13 protein-coding genes and 1 pseudogene are annotated in these 16386 nt (G+C 65.3%); 9 read left to right on the top strand and 5 right to left on the bottom strand.

Translation table 11 applies throughout. The annotated features are described in order from the left end of the window. Positions 1–149: 149 nt before the first annotated feature. The 3 genes and pseudogenes from NKI63_RS02105 to NKI63_RS02095 all read left to right on the top strand — a co-directional run bounded on the left by NKI63_RS02105 (position 150) and on the right by NKI63_RS02095 (position 5146). Positions 150–521 (top strand): annotated as a pseudogene (locus NKI63_RS02105) (endonuclease domain-containing protein). 168 nt (positions 522–689) lie between these two features. Beyond that, a complete protein-coding gene (locus NKI63_RS02100) occupies positions 690–2717 on the top strand; it encodes a hydantoinase/oxoprolinase N-terminal domain-containing protein (protein WP_352820343.1) in 2028 nt (675 codons plus the stop codon). Positions 2718–2971: 254 nt separating this feature from the next. Further along, a complete protein-coding gene (locus tag NKI63_RS02095; protein WP_352691908.1) occupies positions 2972–5146 on the top strand; it encodes a malate synthase G in 2175 nt (724 codons plus the stop codon). Positions 5147–5369: 223 nt separating this feature from the next. On the opposite strand, the gene NKI63_RS02090 is transcribed toward NKI63_RS02095, so the two are convergent. The 4 genes from NKI63_RS02090 to NKI63_RS02075 all read right to left on the bottom strand — a co-directional run bounded on the left by NKI63_RS02090 (position 5370) and on the right by NKI63_RS02075 (position 9618). Beyond that, positions 5370–6902 (bottom strand): YifB family Mg chelatase-like AAA ATPase, encoded by a 1533-nt coding sequence (locus NKI63_RS02090; protein ID WP_352686193.1) that lies wholly within the window; start codon positions 6900–6902, stop codon positions 5370–5372. Positions 6903–7065: 163 nt separating this feature from the next. Beyond that, positions 7066–8007: a glutathione synthase gene (gshB, locus tag NKI63_RS02085; protein WP_352507087.1), complete on the bottom strand. Its 942-nt coding sequence runs from the start codon at positions 8005–8007 to the stop codon at positions 7066–7068. 220 nt (positions 8008–8227) lie between these two features. After that, positions 8228–8602 carry a GtrA family protein gene (locus tag NKI63_RS02080; RefSeq protein ID WP_352507086.1) on the bottom strand — a complete coding sequence of 125 codons (375 nt, stop codon included), beginning with the start codon at positions 8600–8602 and terminating at the stop codon, positions 8228–8230. An 8-nt stretch (positions 8603–8610) separates the two neighbouring features. Then, positions 8611–9618 (bottom strand): glycosyltransferase, encoded by a 1008-nt coding sequence (locus tag NKI63_RS02075; protein WP_352507085.1) that lies wholly within the window; start codon positions 9616–9618, stop codon positions 8611–8613. A 127-nt stretch (positions 9619–9745) separates the two neighbouring features. Here NKI63_RS02075 and NKI63_RS02070 point away from each other — a divergent pair, with 127 nt between their 5' ends. From NKI63_RS02070 to NKI63_RS02045, 6 genes are all read left to right on the top strand, one after another. Further along, complete coding sequence (locus tag NKI63_RS02070) at positions 9746–11548, top strand: GtrA family protein (RefSeq protein ID WP_352507084.1); 1803 nt, start codon at positions 9746–9748, stop codon at positions 11546–11548. A 132-nt stretch (positions 11549–11680) separates the two neighbouring features. Then, positions 11681–12448 (top strand): SDR family NAD(P)-dependent oxidoreductase, encoded by a 768-nt coding sequence (locus NKI63_RS02065; RefSeq protein WP_254815718.1) that lies wholly within the window; start codon positions 11681–11683, stop codon positions 12446–12448. Then, complete coding sequence (locus NKI63_RS02060) at positions 12448–13398, top strand: 2-dehydro-3-deoxygalactonokinase (protein WP_352507090.1); 951 nt, start codon at positions 12448–12450, stop codon at positions 13396–13398. Before NKI63_RS02065 ends, NKI63_RS02060 begins: the two co-directional genes overlap by 1 nt. After that, entirely contained in the window at positions 13395–14033 is a 639-nt protein-coding gene (locus NKI63_RS02055) for a 2-dehydro-3-deoxy-6-phosphogalactonate aldolase (protein WP_352507083.1), read from the top strand. The genes NKI63_RS02060 and NKI63_RS02055 overlap by 4 nt, the downstream gene beginning before the upstream one ends. Continuing rightward, positions 14033–14914, top strand: a complete 882-nt coding sequence (locus NKI63_RS02050) for an SMP-30/gluconolactonase/LRE family protein (RefSeq protein WP_352686199.1) — start codon at positions 14033–14035, stop codon at positions 14912–14914. The genes NKI63_RS02055 and NKI63_RS02050 overlap by 1 nt, the downstream gene beginning before the upstream one ends. A 106-nt stretch (positions 14915–15020) precedes the next feature. Beyond that, entirely contained in the window at positions 15021–16079 is a 1059-nt protein-coding gene (locus NKI63_RS02045; RefSeq protein ID WP_352507081.1) for a D-alanine--D-alanine ligase family protein, read from the top strand. Here NKI63_RS02045 and NKI63_RS02040 read toward each other — a convergent pair. Next, complete coding sequence (locus NKI63_RS02040; protein WP_254815722.1) at positions 16076–16363, bottom strand: DUF1330 domain-containing protein; 288 nt, start codon at positions 16361–16363, stop codon at positions 16076–16078. The genes NKI63_RS02045 and NKI63_RS02040 overlap by 4 nt on opposite strands. Positions 16364–16386: the final 23 nt, after the last annotated feature.

Below are 16386 nucleotides of genomic sequence, written 5' to 3'. Positions count from 1 at the left end.
ACAAGGGGGCGGAGCTCACAAAGACGAGCGAAATCCCTGCGATCCCGCCCCATCCAAACATCCCCGGTTACTGCGCAACAGGCCCCAAGTGGGGGAGATGTCCGGCAGGACAGAGGGGGGCGCCATAGAGCGTCAATTTCAGCAGTACAATGCCTCATACGCCATCGCCTCCAAAACACCGCGCAAATGCCCGATCGATGCGTAAGGTCATGACCTCTGCTGAATTGAAGCTCTGGAACGAGCTTCGCGCGCACCGGCTGATGGGGCTTGGCTTTCGGCGACAACTTCCGGTCGCCGGTTACATTGTCGATTTCGCCTGCCCGGAGCAGAAGCTGATCGTGGAAGTCGACGGCTCCTAGCATACCGAAGCCGATGCTGTTGCCAGAGACGAAGCAAGGACAGTGCGCCTGGAACAGGACGGCTGGACCGTCCTGCGTTTCTGGAACGATGACATCATCCGCGACATCGACAATGTCTGCCAGCATATCGTGATTGCGGCGGGGCTCGCCGAGGTGCCTTAGATCGTGGCAAGGTCGGCGGGACAGCGCCCCCTCTGTCCTGCCGGACATCTCCCCCACGAGGGGGGAGATTGGCCGTCACCACGATCATCGCCCGTGGCCCAGCCATCACGGCTTTATCGATCGGCCGGTATCCGCTAAGGGGCGGAGACGAATTCTCCGGACGCAAATATGACCGCCAGGCCCAAACCCTCACCCCTGTTCCTCGGCATCGACACCGGCGGCACCTACACCGACGCGGTGCTGTGGTCGGAGGCCGGTGGCCCAAGCGGCAAAGTTCTGGCCAAGGCCAAGGCGCTGACGACGCGCCACGATCTCGCCGTCGGCATATCGGGCGCGGTCGATGCGGTGCTGCAAAAAGCCGGCACCGACCCGACTGCGATAAAACTGGTGTCGATGTCGACGACGCTTGCCACCAACGCGCTGGTCGAGGGCCAGGGCGGCCGGGTCGCGCTGGTGATGATCGGCTTTGCCGAGGGCGACCTTGCCCGCGACGGGCTGAAGGCCGCACTTGGCACCGATCCCGTGGTGTTCTGCCCCGGCGGCCACGATGTCCACGGCAATGCGGCAAAGCTCGATCTGTCCGGGCTGGAGGCAGCTTTGCCGGAACTGGAAAAGTCGGTGTCCGGCTTTGCCGTCTGCGCCTATTTCGCTACCCGCAACCCGGCGCACGAGCTAAGCGCGCGGAACCTGATCCGCGACAGGACCGGCCTGCCGGTCACCGCCAGCCACGAACTTTCGGCCAAGCTCGGCGGCCCGCGCCGGGCGCTGACGACATTGCTCAACGCCAGGCTGATCTCGATGATCGACCGGCTGGTCGCGGCGACCGAAGGCTTTTTGGCCGCGCGCAACATTGCCGCGCCGCTGATGGTGGTGCGCGGCGACGGCGCTTTGGTCTCGGCCGCCTTTGCCCGCCAGCGGCCGATCGAGACCATCCTGTCCGGCCCGGCCGCCAGCCTCGTCGGTGCCCGCCACATGACCGGCCTCGACGATGCCGTGGTCTCCGACATCGGCGGCACCACCACCGACGTCGCCGTGCTCGACAAAGGCCGGCCGCGGCTCGATCCGGAAGGCGCCACCGTCGGCGGCTTCCGCACCATGGTCGAGGCCGTCGCCATGCGCACCTTTGGGCTGGGCGGCGATTCCGAAGTGGCGCTGGAGGACGGCGTGCTCAGCCCGAAGATCCTGCTCGGGCCGCGCCGCCTGGTGCCACTGGCGCTGGCCGGCATGATACATGGCGAGGCGGTTACATCAGAGCTGGAACGCCAGTTGCGGGCTCCCAATTCCGGCCGCATGGACGGACGCCTGGCGGTGCGCACCGGGGTGCCGGAGCGGCTCGCAGCCGGACTGACCGGTGCCGAAGCCAAGCTTTACGAACTGATCGGTGCCGTGCCGCAGGCTCTCGACAGATTGCTGACCTCGAATGCCCAGAACGCCACCTTGAACCGGCTGGTGTCGCGCGGGCTGGTGCATGTCGCCGGCTTCACGCCGTCGGATGCCGCGCATGTGCTGGGCAGGCAGGCCAATTGGGATGCGGCCGCGGCGCGTCTCGGCGCCGAGCTGTTCGCGCGCAGGCGTGACGGCCGCGGCCAGTTCATCGCCGCCTCGCCGGAGGCGATCTCGGAACGGGTGCTGACCGCGCTGACCCGCCTGTCGGCCGAAGTCATCCTCGAGACCGCCTTCGCCGAGGATGGGCTGGATGGTGCGGCGACCGTCGCCCATGCGCTGGTCCAGCGTGCCGTCGACGCCCATCCAGGCATCGCCCGCCTCAGCGTCGCGCTCGACCGTCCGGTCATCGGCCTCGGCGCCTCGGCGCCGCTGCACTATGCCGGGCTGGCTGAGCTGGTCGGCAATCGATGCGTGGTGCCGGAGGATACCGATGTCGCCAATGCGCTCGGCGCCGTCGTCGGCCAGGTCCGGGTTTCGGCCGAGGCGCGGGTCAGCCAGCCCAAGGAAGGGCTGTTCCGTGTCGCCTCAGGCGAAAGCGTGCGCGACTTCAACGACGAGGCGGCGGCAATCGCGGCGGCGGAGAAAGATGTGCGGGCGATTGCCGCTGGACGCGCGAAGGACGCCGGCACCGACAGCGCCGAGATCGAAATCGCAAGCGAGTTCCGCGTCTCGACCGTCGAGGGCCAGCGCATGTTCATCGAGGCGCATGTCGTGGCGATCGCGTCGGGACGGCCAAGGATTGCGGTGTGAGCGCGTAATCTCCCCCCTCGAGGGGGAGATGTCGCCGAAGGCGACAGAGGGGGTCGCCTCGCATGAAGCGCGACTTCCTTGTGCCGCAGGAGGCCGAGCCCGGTCGAACCGACCCCCTCTGGCCGCTTCGCGCCCATCTCCCCCTCGAGGGGGGAGATCGGCAGCGAAAACGCCCTACCTTCACCTAAGCCGAATTGACCCTGCCACCCTGACATGTCAAAGGCCCGGCCTAGCCTTCGTCTGGAGAAGCCCTGATGACCGATCGCGTCGAGATCGCCGGATTGCGGATTGCCCGCGAGCTTCATGATTTCGTCGTGAACGAGGCGCTGCCGGGCACCGGCATCGAGGCGGAGGCATTCTGGAACGGTTTTTCGGCCATCGTCCATGATCTCTCGCCAAAAAATCGGGCGCTGCTCGAAAAGCGCGACGCCATGCAGGACAAGCTCGACCGCTGGTACCGCGACAATGGCGCGCCCGTCGACATGGAGGCCTACAAGACGTTCCTCCGCGAGATCGGCTATCTCCTGCCCGAGGGGCCGGCGTTCAGCGTGACCACCGAAAATGTCGACCCTGAAATCGCTTCGGTCGCCGGGCCGCAGCTGGTGGTGCCGGTGATGAACGCGCGTTATGCGCTGAACGCCGCCAATGCGCGCTGGGGTTCGCTGTACGATGCGCTCTACGGCACCGATGCCATTCCGGAGACGGACGGCGCCGAGCGAGGCAACAAATTCAATCCGGCGCGCGGTGCCAAGGTCGTCGCCTGGGTGAAAAGCTTCTTCGACGAGGCGGCGCCGCTCACCACAGGCAAATGGGCCGGCGTCAACGGGCTTTCGGTCGCCAACGGCATGTTGCGGCTCGGCGAGGGTGCCGGCGCCACCACGCTTGCCGACCTCAAGCAGTTTGCCGGCTATCGCGGCGATGCCGCCAATCCCGAAGCCGTCCTGCTGGTCAAGAGCGGCCTGCACATCGAAATCGTTGTCGACCACAACAACCAGATCGGCCGCACCGATCCGGCCGGCATTGCCGATGTCGTGCTGGAATCTGCGCTGACCACCATCCAGGACTGCGAGGATTCGGTCGCCGCGGTGGATGCGCAGGACAAGGTGCTGGTCTACCGCAACTGGCTCGGCCTGATGAAGGGCGACTTGGCGGAAGAGATCACCAAGGCCGGCAAGAGCTTTGTCCGCAGGCTCAACCCCGACCGCACCTATACCGCGCCGGATGGCGGCACGCTGACCTTGTCCGGCCGCTCGCTGATGCTGGTCAGGAATGTCGGCCACCTCATGACCAATCCGGCGATATTAGACCGCGAAGGCAACGAGGTGCCGGAAGGCATCATGGATGCGGCGCTGACGGTGCTGATCGCGCTGCACGACATCGGCCCGAAGGGGCGGCGCGCCAATTCTCGCGCCGGCTCAATGTATATCGTAAAGCCCAAGATGCACGGGCCCGACGAAGTTGCCTTCGCGGTCGAGATTTTCGACCGCGTCGAAGCGCTGCTCGGCATGGCGAAAAACACCATCAAGATGGGCATCATGGACGAAGAGCGGCGCACCACCGTCAACCTCAAGGAGGCGATCCGCGCCGCGAAAGATCGCGTCGTCTTCATCAACACCGGCTTTCTCGACCGCACCGGCGACGAGATCCACACCTCGATGGAAGCCGGCCCGATGATCCGCAAGGGCGACATGAAACAGGCCGCCTGGATTGCCGCCTACGAAGCCTGGAACGTCGATACCGGCCTCGAATGCGGGCTGGCCGGCCGCGCCCAGATCGGCAAGGGCATGTGGGCGATGCCCGACCTGATGGCGGCAATGCTGGCCGAGAAAATCGCGCACCCCAAGGCCGGCGCCAACACCGCCTGGGTGCCGTCGCCGACGGCAGCAACCCTGCATGCCACGCACTACCACAAGGTCGACGTCCACGCCGTGCAGCAGGCTCTGAAGAGCCGGCCCAAGGCCAGGCTCGACGACATCCTGTCGGTACCGGTGGCAAGGCTGCCGAACTGGTCTCAGGAAGACATCCAGAAGGAGCTCGACAACAACGCGCAGGGGATTCTGGGCTATGTCGTGCGCTGGATCGACCAGGGCGTCGGCTGTTCGAAAGTACCAGATATAAACGACGTCGGCCTGATGGAGGACCGCGCCACGCTGCGCATCTCCTCTCAGCACATCGCCAACTGGCTGCATCACCGCGTCTGCACGCCCGAGCAGGTCATGGAGACGATGAAGCGCATGGCGGCTATCGTCGACCGCCAGAATGAAGGCGATCCGCTCTACCGGCCGATGGCACCGGAATTCGACAAGTCCATCGCCTTCCTCGCCGCCTGCGATCTCGTCTTCAAAGGCCGCGTCCAGCCCAACGGCTACACCGAGCCAGTGCTGCACGCGCGGAGGTTGGAATTGAAGGCGAAAGGGCAGGAGCGATAGTCGCCAGCGTCCCCCTCCCCTCAAGGGGAGGGTGGCCCGAAGGGCCGGGAGGGGTCCTGGGTGCAGTGCGCTGACGCCCATTCTGACGATGCGCCTCGGGAAGAGCACGGCAACGCTCCGCACGCGGATCGGTTTCGAAATACAGCAAGGCCGAGGGTCCCACCACTGACCCCACCCGGCCGCTTCGCGGCCACCCTCCCCTCAAGGGGGAGGGGAGCGTCCCTCACGCCGCTTGTGCCATCCGCTCCGAACTCATGCGGTAGGAAATCGCCTCGGCCAGATGGATGCGGCCGACCGTCTCGCTGGCCTCAAGATCGGCCAGTGTCCGCGCCACCTTCAAGACGCGGTGGTAGGCTCGTGCGGAAAAGCCGAGCTTTTCGCTGGCATCCCTCAGCAGCGACAGGCCGGCGGCATCCGGCATGGCGATCTCCTCGATGACCGACGGCGAGCAATGCGCGTTGGTGGTGGCGGAGGTCGCGCCGAGCCGTTCGAAACGCTCACGCTGGATCGTACGGGCGCGGGCGACGCGTAGTGCCACAGCTGCGCTCTTCTCCGCCCGGTCCGGCCGGATCAGATCGCTGGCCGAGACCGCCGGCACCTCGATCCTGAGATCGATGCGATCGAGCAGCGGGCCGGAAATGCGCGCCTGGTAGTCGGTGCGGCAGCGGTCGCCGCGCAGGCAGCGATAGCCCGGCTCGCCGGCCATGCCGCAGCGGCACGGGTTCATCGCCGCGACCAGCTGGATGCGCGCCGGATAGGTGACGCGATGATTGGCGCGCGCGATCATGCAGTCGCCGGTCTCCAGCGGCTGGCGCAGCGCATCGAGCGCCTGCGGCGAGAATTCGGGAAACTCGTCGAGGAACAGCACGCCGTGATGGGCGAGCGAGGCCTCGCCCGGCCGCACGCGCAACCCGCCACCGACCATCGCCGCCATCGAAGCCGAATGATGTGGCGCGCGGAACGGCCGCCGGTCGGTGAGCTTTCCTTCCCCGAGCTCGCCGGCCACCGAGGCGATCATCGAGACTTCGAGCAATTCCCTGGGCGCCAGCGGCGGCAGGATCGACGGCAGCCGCTGCGCCAGCATCGACTTTCCCGACCCCGGCGGCCCGACCATCAAAAGATTGTGGCCGCCGGCGGCCGCCACCTCCAGCGCCCGCTTGGCGGTCTCCTGGCCCTTGATGTCGGCAAGGTCGGGCAGGTCGCGCGCCGCGGCATGGATGCCGGCTTCCGGCCGTGACAGAACCTGCGTGCCGCGAAAATGATTGGCGATGGCAATCAGGCTGCGCGGCGCCAATATGTCGAAATCCTTGCCGGCCCAGGCCGCTTCCGGCCCGCAGGCGAACGGGCAGATCAGGCCCTTGCCTTCGGCATTGGCGCCTATCGCCGCCGGCAGCGCGCCGGCCACCGCGGCAATGGTGCCGTCGAGCGATAATTCACCAAGCACGACATAGCCGGCCAGCATGTCGCCCGGAATGGCGCCGAGCGCCGCCATCAGCCCGAGCGCGATCGGCAAATCGTAGTGGCTGCCTTCCTTCGGCAGGTCGGCGGGTGCCAGATTGACGGTGACCTTCTTCGACGGCATCGACAGGCCGGATGCATGAAGTGCTGCCTGCACCCGCTCGCGGCTTTCGGCTACAGCCTTGTCGGCCAGCCCGACGATGTGCATGTTGACCTTGCCCGGCGCGATCATCACCTGCACGTCGACCGGCACGGCCTCGATGCCTTGGAAAGCAACCGTGCGAACCCGCGCCACCATGTCTTCACCCCGGATGCAGGCTTTTGCCCCAAGCCTTTGCGATCATGCCGCGAACGGCGTCACCGGAGACAACCACAGATTTCCGGCGAAGGCAAGAACATTTGGGGAACGGCTGAACGCAACGGCTGCGATGGTTTGCAACGCGGCCGCTCGCGAAGCGAGGCTAGCTCCGCTTCTCCTCCACCGCATTCCAGAACAGGCTGGCGATGTCGGCGCCGCCGAAGCGCTGCACTTCGCGTATGCCGGTCGGTGAGGTCACGTTGATCTCGGTCATGTAGTCGCCGATGACGTCGATGCCGACGAGGATGAAGCCGCGCTCCTTCAGCGAGGGGCCGATGCGGGCGCAGATCTCGCGTTCGCGTTCCGTCAGCTCGGTCTTTTCGGCGCGGCCGCCGACATGCATGTTGGAGCGCGAATCGTGCTCGGCCGGCACGCGGTTGATGGCGCCGACAGGCTCGCCGTCGATCAGGATGATGCGCTTGTCGCCAGCCCGCACCTCCTTGAGGTAGCGCTGCACGATGTAGGGTTCGCGGAACATCTGGCCGAACATTTCGAGCAGCGAGGCGAGGTTGCGGTCGGCCTCATGCAGGTGGAAAATGCCGGCGCCGCCATTGCCGTAGAGCGGCTTGACGATGATATCGCCGAACTCCTTGCGGAAGGCGGCGACCTCGAACGGATCCTTGGTGATCAGCGTATCCGGCATCAGGTCGGGAAATTCGGTGACGAAGATTTTTTCCGGGCTGTTGCGCACCCAGGCCGGGTCGTTGACCACCAGCGTCTTCGGATGGATGCGCTCGAGGATATGCGTGGTGGTGATGTAGTTCATGTCGAAGGGTGGATCCTGCCGCAAAAGGATGACGTCCATCTCCGAAAGATCGGTGCGGACTTCTTCGCCCAGCGAATAATGGTTGCCCTTCTCGTCGCGGACCTGCATCGCCTCGATACGGGCAAACACCTTGCCGTCGCGCAGCGACAGCCGGTCGGGCGTGTAGTGGAACAACTGGTGCCCGCGCCGCTGCGCTTCCAGCGACAGCGCAAACGACGTATCGCCGGCAATCGACACGGTGGAGATGTGGTCCATCTGGACGGCGACTTTCAGGGGCATGGGTGCTCTCCGGCGCACTTGGAGCGACGTACGTCCACCTGGACGCACATACGCTCCAACATTCTTGAATCCATGCATCGTGCTTTCCGAAAATCGATTCCGATTTTTCGGGCCGATGCATCGACGACAGCGATATAGGGAAATCGGCGGCCTCTGCCAATCGGCCAAGGTCATGATGAGGCTGCGCTTCGCGTGGCGCAGACCCCAATGCGATGTGCGTTCAGCGGTCGAAGACCAGCTTGGAATAGCCGAGGAAGGACAGCGCCATGGCAACCAGTGAGGCGACCGCAAGGGCGACGAGCGGTGGCACCATCGGCAGCGCGAACAGCATGGCGCAATAGACGAGATAATTGACGAGGCTGGTGGCAATGCCGACGCCGCCATAGCGTGCGCCCTCTTGCGCGACGCCGCGGCTGGAAGGCGAGAAGGTCAGATGGCGGTTGATCAGCCAGGTGACGGACAGGGCAAAACCGATCGAGATGATGCGAGCCGCGAAGGGGCCAAGCGGCGCTATCGCCAACACCAGCCAAAGCGCCGCCGCGTCGGCGACCAAGCCGATGCCGCCGGCGACAATGAAGCGGGCGAGGCGTCCCATTTAGAGATCTAAGCCGCCCGCGGGGTCTTGCGCGGTCCGGCCTTCAAAGTCGCGAGCGCGCTTGCGCGTTCACGTTCGACGCGGCCGGAAGGCATCGACAGATAGAAGATGCGCTTCTGCTCGGCCCGGCCGCGCGACACCGAATCGAGGATTACCCCGGTCACCGCCGCCAGCATCGACAGCAGCAGCAGCCCGACCGACAGCACCCACGTCGGCATGCGCGGCACAAGCCCGGTTTCGGCGAACTCGATCAGCACCGGCGCCATCAGAAACAGGCTTGATGCCAGGAAGAACACTGAAAAAGCGCCGAAGAAACGCAGCGGCTGCGTCTCCTTCATCAGCATGGCGAACATCCACAGGATCTTCGCGCCGTCGCGAAAGGTCGATAGCTTCGACGAGGAGCCTTCCGGCCGTCGGCCATAGTCGAGCCCGATCTCGCTGACCGGCAGTTTGAGTTGTGAGGCGTGCACCGACATTTCCGTCTCGATCTCGAAGCCGCCGGAAACCGCAGGAAAGCTCTTGACGAAGCGCCGAGTGAAGGCGCGGTAGCCGGAGAAGATATCGGTGAAGTCGGAGCCGAACAGCCGCTTGTAGAGGCTGTTGAAGATGCGGTTGCCGAAGGCATGACCGGTCCTGCCGCCATCGTCGGTGACGCCGCGCCTTGTGCCCACCACCATGTCGGAGCGCTCGGTCAGCAGCGTGTTGATCAGTTGCGGCGCGTCCTCCGGCGCATAGGTGCCGTCGCCGTCGGCCATCAGGTAGATGTCGGCCTCGATGTCGGCGAACATGCGGCGCACGACATTGCCTTTGCCCTGGCGCGGCTCGCGCACCACGATGGCGCCGGCGGCGCGGGCTCGGAGCGCCGTCAGGTCGCGCGAATTGTTGTCGTAGACATAGATCGCGGCGGAAGGCAGCGTTTCGCGAAAGCGCCGCACCACTTCGCCGATCGTCAGCTCCTCATTGTAGCAGGGCAGCAGCACGGCGATGCTCGGCTCATGGCGCACGTCTTGTGGCATTTTCGTCTCCGGATGCCCCGTGAGGCCCTGACCGCTCAAACGCTGGCCTCGCTCGGGCGGCTTTACTATTTATTGAAGCTGTTAAGGCTAGGTTTAAGCCGCCCCGTATTCCTCCAAAGGTCCTGATATGAGCACAGCCGACGATGGCGCCTTCATTTGGAGGTCCGATATCGCGCTGGCGCTGCTTGCCACGGTGCTGGCAACTGCCGTCAATGCCTTTGCCGGCTTCCCGGCACTGACCAATGCCGGCGGCGACAACGACAATCTGCTGCGCCTCGTCGAAGTTCGCGACATGCTCGCCGGCCAAAGCTGGTTCGATCTCCACCAGTACAGGATGGGCCTGCAAGGCGGCTTCGTCATGCACTGGTCGCGCCTGGTCGATGCGCCGATCGCCGCCATCATCATCGCCGTATCGGCCCTGACCGGCAGCGCGGCGCTTGCCGAGAATGTCGCGCAAGTGCTGTGGCCGGCGCTGCTCTTCTGCCTGACCGTATTTTTCACGGCTCGCGCCGCGCGCAGCTTTGCCGGGTGCGGCGCTGTGCTGCCGGCTGTCATCGTCGGCGCTGCCGCACTGCATTTCCTCGGCATTTTTTCGCCTGGCGCGCTCGATCACCACAATATCCAGCTGATGCTGAGCATGGCCAGCCTGAGCTTGTTGCTTGAAGCGCCATTGCGCAAGGCGGCGGCATTGCTCTCCGGCCTATGCGCCGGGCTGATGCTGGCCATCGGTATGGAAACCGCGCCCTACGTTGCCACCATCGGCGCCTATGTCGCCATGCTGTTTGCCCTCGACGCCAATGGCGAGAGGCTGATCGCCAAGGATTTCGGCCTCGGCTTTGCCGGCGTTTCCGCTCTCGTCTTTGTCGCGACCATTGCGCCATCCGCCTGGGACCAGGCGCAATGCGACGCATTCTCAACCGTGCAGTTCGTCGTCGCAGCGATTGCCGGAACCGGCCTTGCGGCGACAGCGTCGATCGAGCCGGCCGGCCGCACGCGCCAACGGCGCATCGCCTCACTTGGCCTGCTCGCCATGCTATTGGGCGCTGTCGTCGTCTTGTTGTTCCCACAATGCCTGGCAGCGCCCTATGCCAATCTCGATCCGCGCCTCAAGGAGCTATGGCTTGATCACATCGACGAGGCGCAGTCGCTGTTCAAGCTGCTCGCTGAAGATCCGGCCGGGGTGGTGGCGCGCTATGCCACGCCGCTCATTGCGCTCGTGCTGATGGCGCTTCGCCTTGGCCGCGGTGGCTGGCGGCGGCAGGACAGCCTTGTCGGCGCGCTGCTTGTCGTGGCCTTCATCGTCAGCGCCTGGCAGGTACGCGGTTCGACATTCTCGATCGCCTTCGCCGTCATTCCGCTTGCCGCCTGGATTGCCAAATGGCGTCAACGGGCCGAGGCCAGCGCGTCGCGCGGTGTGGCGCTGCGCATGGCTGCCGTCTGGCTGGTTTCGGTGAATGCGGTCTGGACTGGGGCTGCCGCGGCGACCTCGGTAGCCTTCGACCACAGCAACACCACGGCGGATAATGGCGACGGCACCGACGTCGCTTGCCAGCGCAAGGCCTCCTTTGCGGCACTCGGCCGCCTGCCCGGCACCACCGTGCTGGCAATTTCCAATCTCGGATCGCCTATCCTGGCCTATTCCGGACATCGCGTCTTCGCCGGGCCTTATCATCGCAATGTCGCCGGCAACCTGCTGGCGCTCGATGCCTTCCTTGGGTCCGATGCCGATGCCAGGACGGTCGTCGCGGATCATAACGTCGGCCTCGTCGCGCTGTGCCCCGGCAGCGCCGAAAGCAAGCTCCTCGCAGCCAAGGCGCCGGCAGGCTTTCTTGCCGGGCTGATGCGCGGCAGCGTGCCGGAATGGCTTGCGCCGGTTGCCGGGACCAGCGGAGCCGCCGTCGAATTGTACCGCGTCCGGGTGGGCGGCTGATCGATCGGCGGCGCGTGCGGCCTTTTGTCGGACATAAGTCGCGCCAATCCACTCTTTCGCCCTTGCCCGCCCGACACGGCTGGATAGGATGCGCGCCGGCCGACCGAGATCATTGGACCGGGAGAGAATTTCATGATGCCATCGGCACGCTTTGCCGACCTCGAAGGCGCTTCGGTGCTGATCACCGGCGGCGGCTCCGGCATTGGTGCTGCCTTGACCGAAGGTTTTGTCCGCCAGGGGGCAAAGGTCGCCTTTATCGATATCGCCGACCGTCCGAGCCTGGCGCTGGCCGATCGGTTGGACAAGGAACTCGGCCGGCGGCCGTTCTATCTCAAGACCGACATACGCGACATCGAGGCATTGCGGGTATCAATCGCCAAAGCCGCCGAGGCGCATGGCGACGTGACCGTGCTGGTCAACAATGCCGCTCAGGATGACCGTCATGCCGTCGAAGACGTCACGGTCGAGTTCTGGGACAACAACCATGCCATCAACCTGCGCCCGCATTTCTTCAGCGCACAGGCGGTGGCGCCGGGCATGAAGCGGGCCGGTGGCGGCTCGATAATCAATTTCACCTCGACCTCGTTTCTCATCAACCATCCCGATATGCCGGCCTATACCGCCGCCAAGGCCGGCATCGTCGGCCTTACCAAGGGTCTCGCCGGCAAGCTCGGTGCCGACGGCATTCGCGTCAACGCGATCGCGCCCGGCTGGGTAATCACCGAGCGGCAGAGAAAGCTCTGGGTCACCGAACAGGCGCTCGCCGCTCACGTCGCCAAGCAGTGCATCAAGCGTGTGATGCAGCCGGAAGACATTGTCGGCACCGTGCTGTTCCTGGCGTCGGATGCTTCACGCATGCTGACCGCGCAGATGCTGATCGTCGACGGGGGGTTCCTGTGATCTCACCGAGCAAGGCAGCTTCCGTCGCAGCCGTCGACTGGGGCACCACCCGCATGAGGGTATGGCTGCTCGACGGCACCGGCGACGTTCTCGCCGAGCGGCGCGGCGATGACGGACTGATCACCGCTCAGGCTAAAGGGTTTTCGTCCATTCTCGAAGGGCATCTGGCCGCCATGGGCGCACCCGAAAACCTGCCGGTCATCATTTGCGGCATGGCCGGCTCGCGCCAGGGCTGGCTGGAGGCGCCCTATGTCAGCGTTCCCACGCCAATCGGCGCTATCCTGGCCGAAGCTGCCCGCATTCCCGGCCAGCGCCGCGATATCCGCATTGTGCCCGGCCTTGCCCAGCGCCTCGCCGATGCACCTGACGTCATGCGCGGTGAGGAAACGCAGCTTGCCGGAGCCGGTTTGCCGGCAAAGGGACGTCACCTCGTCTGCATGCCCGGCACCCATTCGAAATGGGTGCTGGTCGAGGACGGCTCTGTTGCCGGGTTCGGCACCTGGCCGACCGGCGAGCTGTTTTCGGTGCTGGCCGCGCACTCGATCCTGCGCCATTCGCTGGGCGAGCCGCCGCAGCCGGTTGCCGCCGAAAGTCCGTTTTTTCGGGACTGGTGCCTGAAGGCGTTGGCCGAAGGCGGTGACGTCGTTTCAAGTTTGTTCTCGATCCGCGCTGCTAGCCTGTTGCAGGACCTGAAGCCCGAAGATGCCGCCGCCTGCCTGTCCGGCCTGCTGATCGGCGGCGAGATCGCTTCGGCAAATCGCCGTTATGAAGCAAGCGCTGTGCCCGTCGTGCTGATCGCGTCGGGCGCACTCGGCACGCTCTATGCCGAGGCGCTCGGCCTTGCCGGGCTCGCTTTCAGGGCCGTCGACGCCGACGAGGCGGTGCGTGCCGGCCTTGCCGAAGCCGCGCGCGAGAATGGCATGATCGCCAAAAATGGAGTTGCCGCATGACCGAAACCGCACCTTTTCCAAAGCTCGAGCGGGGTCTGGTCGCGATCCTGCGCGGCCTGAAGCCAAGCGAGGCGGTGGCGATCGGCCAGGCGATCTTCGGCGCCGGCATCGAAGCGATCGAGGTGCCGCTCAACTCGCCCGAGCCCTTTGCCTCCCTAGCCAGCATTGTCGAAGCGCTTCCTCCAACAGCTCTGGTCGGCGCCGGCACGGTGCTCACCGCCGCCGATGTCGACGGTCTGCACAAGGCCGGCGGGCGGCTGCTGGTCAGCCCCAATATCGATGCCGAGGTCATGGGCCGTGCCATGCAGTACGGTATGGTGACAATGCCCGGCGTGTTCACGCCGACCGAGGCATTCCAGGCCATCCGGCTCGGTGCTTCGGCACTGAAATTCTTCCCGGCGAGCGTGCTTGGCGCGGCAGGCATTTCGGCGATGCGCGCGGTGCTGCCGGCCAATGTGCTGGTCGGCGCCGTCGGCGGCGTTTCAGACAAGGATTTTGCCGGCTATAAGGCAGCCGGCGTCAGCGTCTTCGGTCTTGGCTCCAGCCTGTTCAAGCCGGGCATGAGCGTCGACGAAGTGGCAGCACGGGCGAAAGCCGCAGTTCAGGCCTGGGACGCGGCGTTTGGAGTGGCATGATGAGCGAGACAATCGTTTCGGTTTTTTCCGACCATGTCTGCCAATTGGGCGAGGGACCAAGCTATGACCCTGCGACCGACACGCTCTACTGGTTCGACATCGTCAACGGCCAGCTCCTGGAAAAGCGTTTGTCCGGCGGTGCGGTCAAGATCCACGAGCTCCGCCAGATGGCCAGTGCCATTGCCGTCATCGACGACCAGCGTCAGCTGATCGCCACCGAGACCGGCCTGCATGTCCGCGACGTCGCGACCGGCAAGCTGACGCTGCACACCCCGATCGAGGCCGATAATACGGTCACCCGCTCGAACGATTCGCGCGTTCATCCTTGCGGCGCCCTCTGGGTCGGCACAATGGGCAAGGGCGAGGAGAAGGCCGCCGGTTCGATCTACTGGTTCTTCAAGGGCGAGCTGCGCCGGCTCTATGCGGATATCACGGTGCCCAATTCTATCTGCTTTTCCGAGGATGGGTCGATCGCCTACTACACCGATACCAGCACCGGCCTGTTGATGCGCGTCGGCTGCGATCCGGCGACCGGCCTCCCGGTTGGCGAACCGAAGGTCTTCGTCGATCACCGTTCGGCCAAGGGCTATATCGATGGTTCGGTGCTCGACCGCGACGGGATATTGTGGAACGCTTGCTGGGGCGGCAGCGTCGTCGAAGCCTATGGACCCGACGGCAAGCTTGTCCGTTCGGTGGCGATGCCGACGACGCAGCCGTCCTGTCCGGCTTTCCTCGGCAGGAATGCCGACCGGATCGCGGTCACCTCCGCCTGGTCGGGCAAGAGCGAGAAGCAGCGCCTGCTCGACCCGCAAGCCGGCATGACGTTTATGCTCGACATTCCGGTCAATGGTCGCTTCGAGCCGCGCGTGCTGATCGCCTGAGGACAGTTGCTGTCGTGCAGGCGTCCGGCTGACGTCGGTTGCGCGCAAGCCGAATACGTTCGCCGTGCGATGGTAGGCAATCGTGCTGCCAGGAGCCGTTCCACCCATGTCAAGCCGCAAGCCGAAGCTGATCCTTGTCTACGAGCCGGAACAGGCCTGCTTCGATCGGCTGGTCGCCGATAACCACGTGCCGGAGCGTGCCGCCGAAATCGCCTCCTACCTAGCGCAATCGACCGACATCGCTGCTGAATTCGACGCACTTGCCGCCGCTTGCCAAACGCGCGGCTTGTCGTTTGCGCCGGTGGCGCTCGACGACGCCGCAAGCGTTCTCGCCGGCGAAGTTCCGAAGACCTCGCTTGTCTGGACGTTGACCGATGGCATTGCCTATTTCCGCGGCGGCGCGGCACCGGCTCTGGCACGGCTGAATGGCTTCGACGCGATCGGCGCCGACGATGCGTTGTTCGCGCTCTGCCAAGACAAGTTCCGGTCCGGCGCCGTGCTCGGCGCGCTTGGCCTGCCGGTGCCGCAGGCGGGCCTTGCCCGTGACGGGGCGTGGCTGGTCGCGCCGCCGGCCTCGCCCGCCGGCTGGTTCGTCAAGCCGAACCGGCTCGGCGCCAAGATCGGCATCTGGCCGGATTCGCGCTGCCACGATCTCGGCCATGCGCTGAAGCTTAGCCGGCGCGTATTCGCCGCCTATCGCGACGATGTCGTCGTCCAGCCCTATGTCGCCGGACGCAATGTGCGGGCGAGCTTTCTCGGCCTGAAGCCGGATACCGGCATTGAGGCGCTCGGCGTCGCCTTTGTCGATTCCGGCGGCGATTTCCAAACCATGCAGGACAGCCTGGCGCTTTACGGCAATACCGGCGAAGCGGCCAAAGCCACCGGAAATTACGCCGAGCCGTTGCTGCTTCCCGTTGACGCCAGCCAGCCTCGAGCCGATGCAAGAATCCGTCGCATCGCCGAAAGCCTGATGGTCGGGCTTGGCCTGCGGGACGTCTTTTCCATCGACTTCCGGGTCGAAGCCGACGATAGCGTGCATCTCATCGAGTTCGAGGTCTGCCCCGGCCTGCCTTGCTTCGATTTTCGCGATTACTGTCGCAAGCAATGGGGCCTGAGCCTCGCCGATGCGATGGCGGAGGCAGCGGCGAACCGGCTTCGCGCCTAAATCCCCTCGACCAGGACGATCTCGCCATCGGCCACCTTCTGGCGGATCGCGACGGCGCGCTGGTATTCAGGCGAGTGGTAGCAGTCATGCGCCACCGCAAGCGACGGAAACTCGATGATCACGTTGCGGTCGCGGCCCGGTCCCTCTGCCTTCTCATGCGCGCCGCCGCGCGCCAGGAACTTGGCGCCGAAGCGGTCGAAGGCCAGCTTGGCGGCTGCGACATAGTCCTTGTAGCCTTCCGCATCGCGCACATCGACGCGAGCGATCCAGTATCCCTTGGGCATGGTATTTCTCCGGGTTAATTCCT

Origin of the sequence: Mesorhizobium sp. M0410, from assembly GCF_040321435.1 — a bacterium.
Classification (GTDB): Bacteria; Pseudomonadota; Alphaproteobacteria; order Rhizobiales; family Rhizobiaceae; genus Mesorhizobium.
Note: the sequence above shows the minus strand (reverse complement) of the source record. Positions and strands in the feature narration are given on the sequence as shown.

Coding starts and splice junctions, on each gene's coding strand:
- NKI63_RS02075 (WP_352507085.1), bottom strand. CDS start 9,618: ATGCCACAAGACGTGCGCCATGAGCCGAGCATCGCCGTGCTGCTGCCC.
- NKI63_RS02100 (WP_352820343.1), top strand. CDS start 690: ATGACCGCCAGGCCCAAACCCTCACCCCTGTTCCTCGGCATCGACACC.
- NKI63_RS02055 (WP_352507083.1), top strand. CDS start 13,395: ATGACCGAAACCGCACCTTTTCCAAAGCTCGAGCGGGGTCTGGTCGCG.
- NKI63_RS02090 (WP_352686193.1), bottom strand. CDS start 6,902: ATGGTGGCGCGGGTTCGCACGGTTGCTTTCCAAGGCATCGAGGCCGTG.
- NKI63_RS02070 (WP_352507084.1), top strand. CDS start 9,746: ATGAGCACAGCCGACGATGGCGCCTTCATTTGGAGGTCCGATATCGCG.
- NKI63_RS02095 (WP_352691908.1), top strand. CDS start 2,972: ATGACCGATCGCGTCGAGATCGCCGGATTGCGGATTGCCCGCGAGCTT.
- NKI63_RS02045 (WP_352507081.1), top strand. CDS start 15,021: ATGTCAAGCCGCAAGCCGAAGCTGATCCTTGTCTACGAGCCGGAACAG.
- NKI63_RS02065 (WP_254815718.1), top strand. CDS start 11,681: ATGATGCCATCGGCACGCTTTGCCGACCTCGAAGGCGCTTCGGTGCTG.
- NKI63_RS02050 (WP_352686199.1), top strand. CDS start 14,033: ATGAGCGAGACAATCGTTTCGGTTTTTTCCGACCATGTCTGCCAATTG.
- NKI63_RS02040 (WP_254815722.1), bottom strand. CDS start 16,363: ATGCCCAAGGGATACTGGATCGCTCGCGTCGATGTGCGCGATGCGGAA.
- NKI63_RS02080 (WP_352507086.1), bottom strand. CDS start 8,602: ATGGGACGCCTCGCCCGCTTCATTGTCGCCGGCGGCATCGGCTTGGTC.
- gshB (WP_352507087.1), bottom strand. CDS start 8,007: ATGCCCCTGAAAGTCGCCGTCCAGATGGACCACATCTCCACCGTGTCG.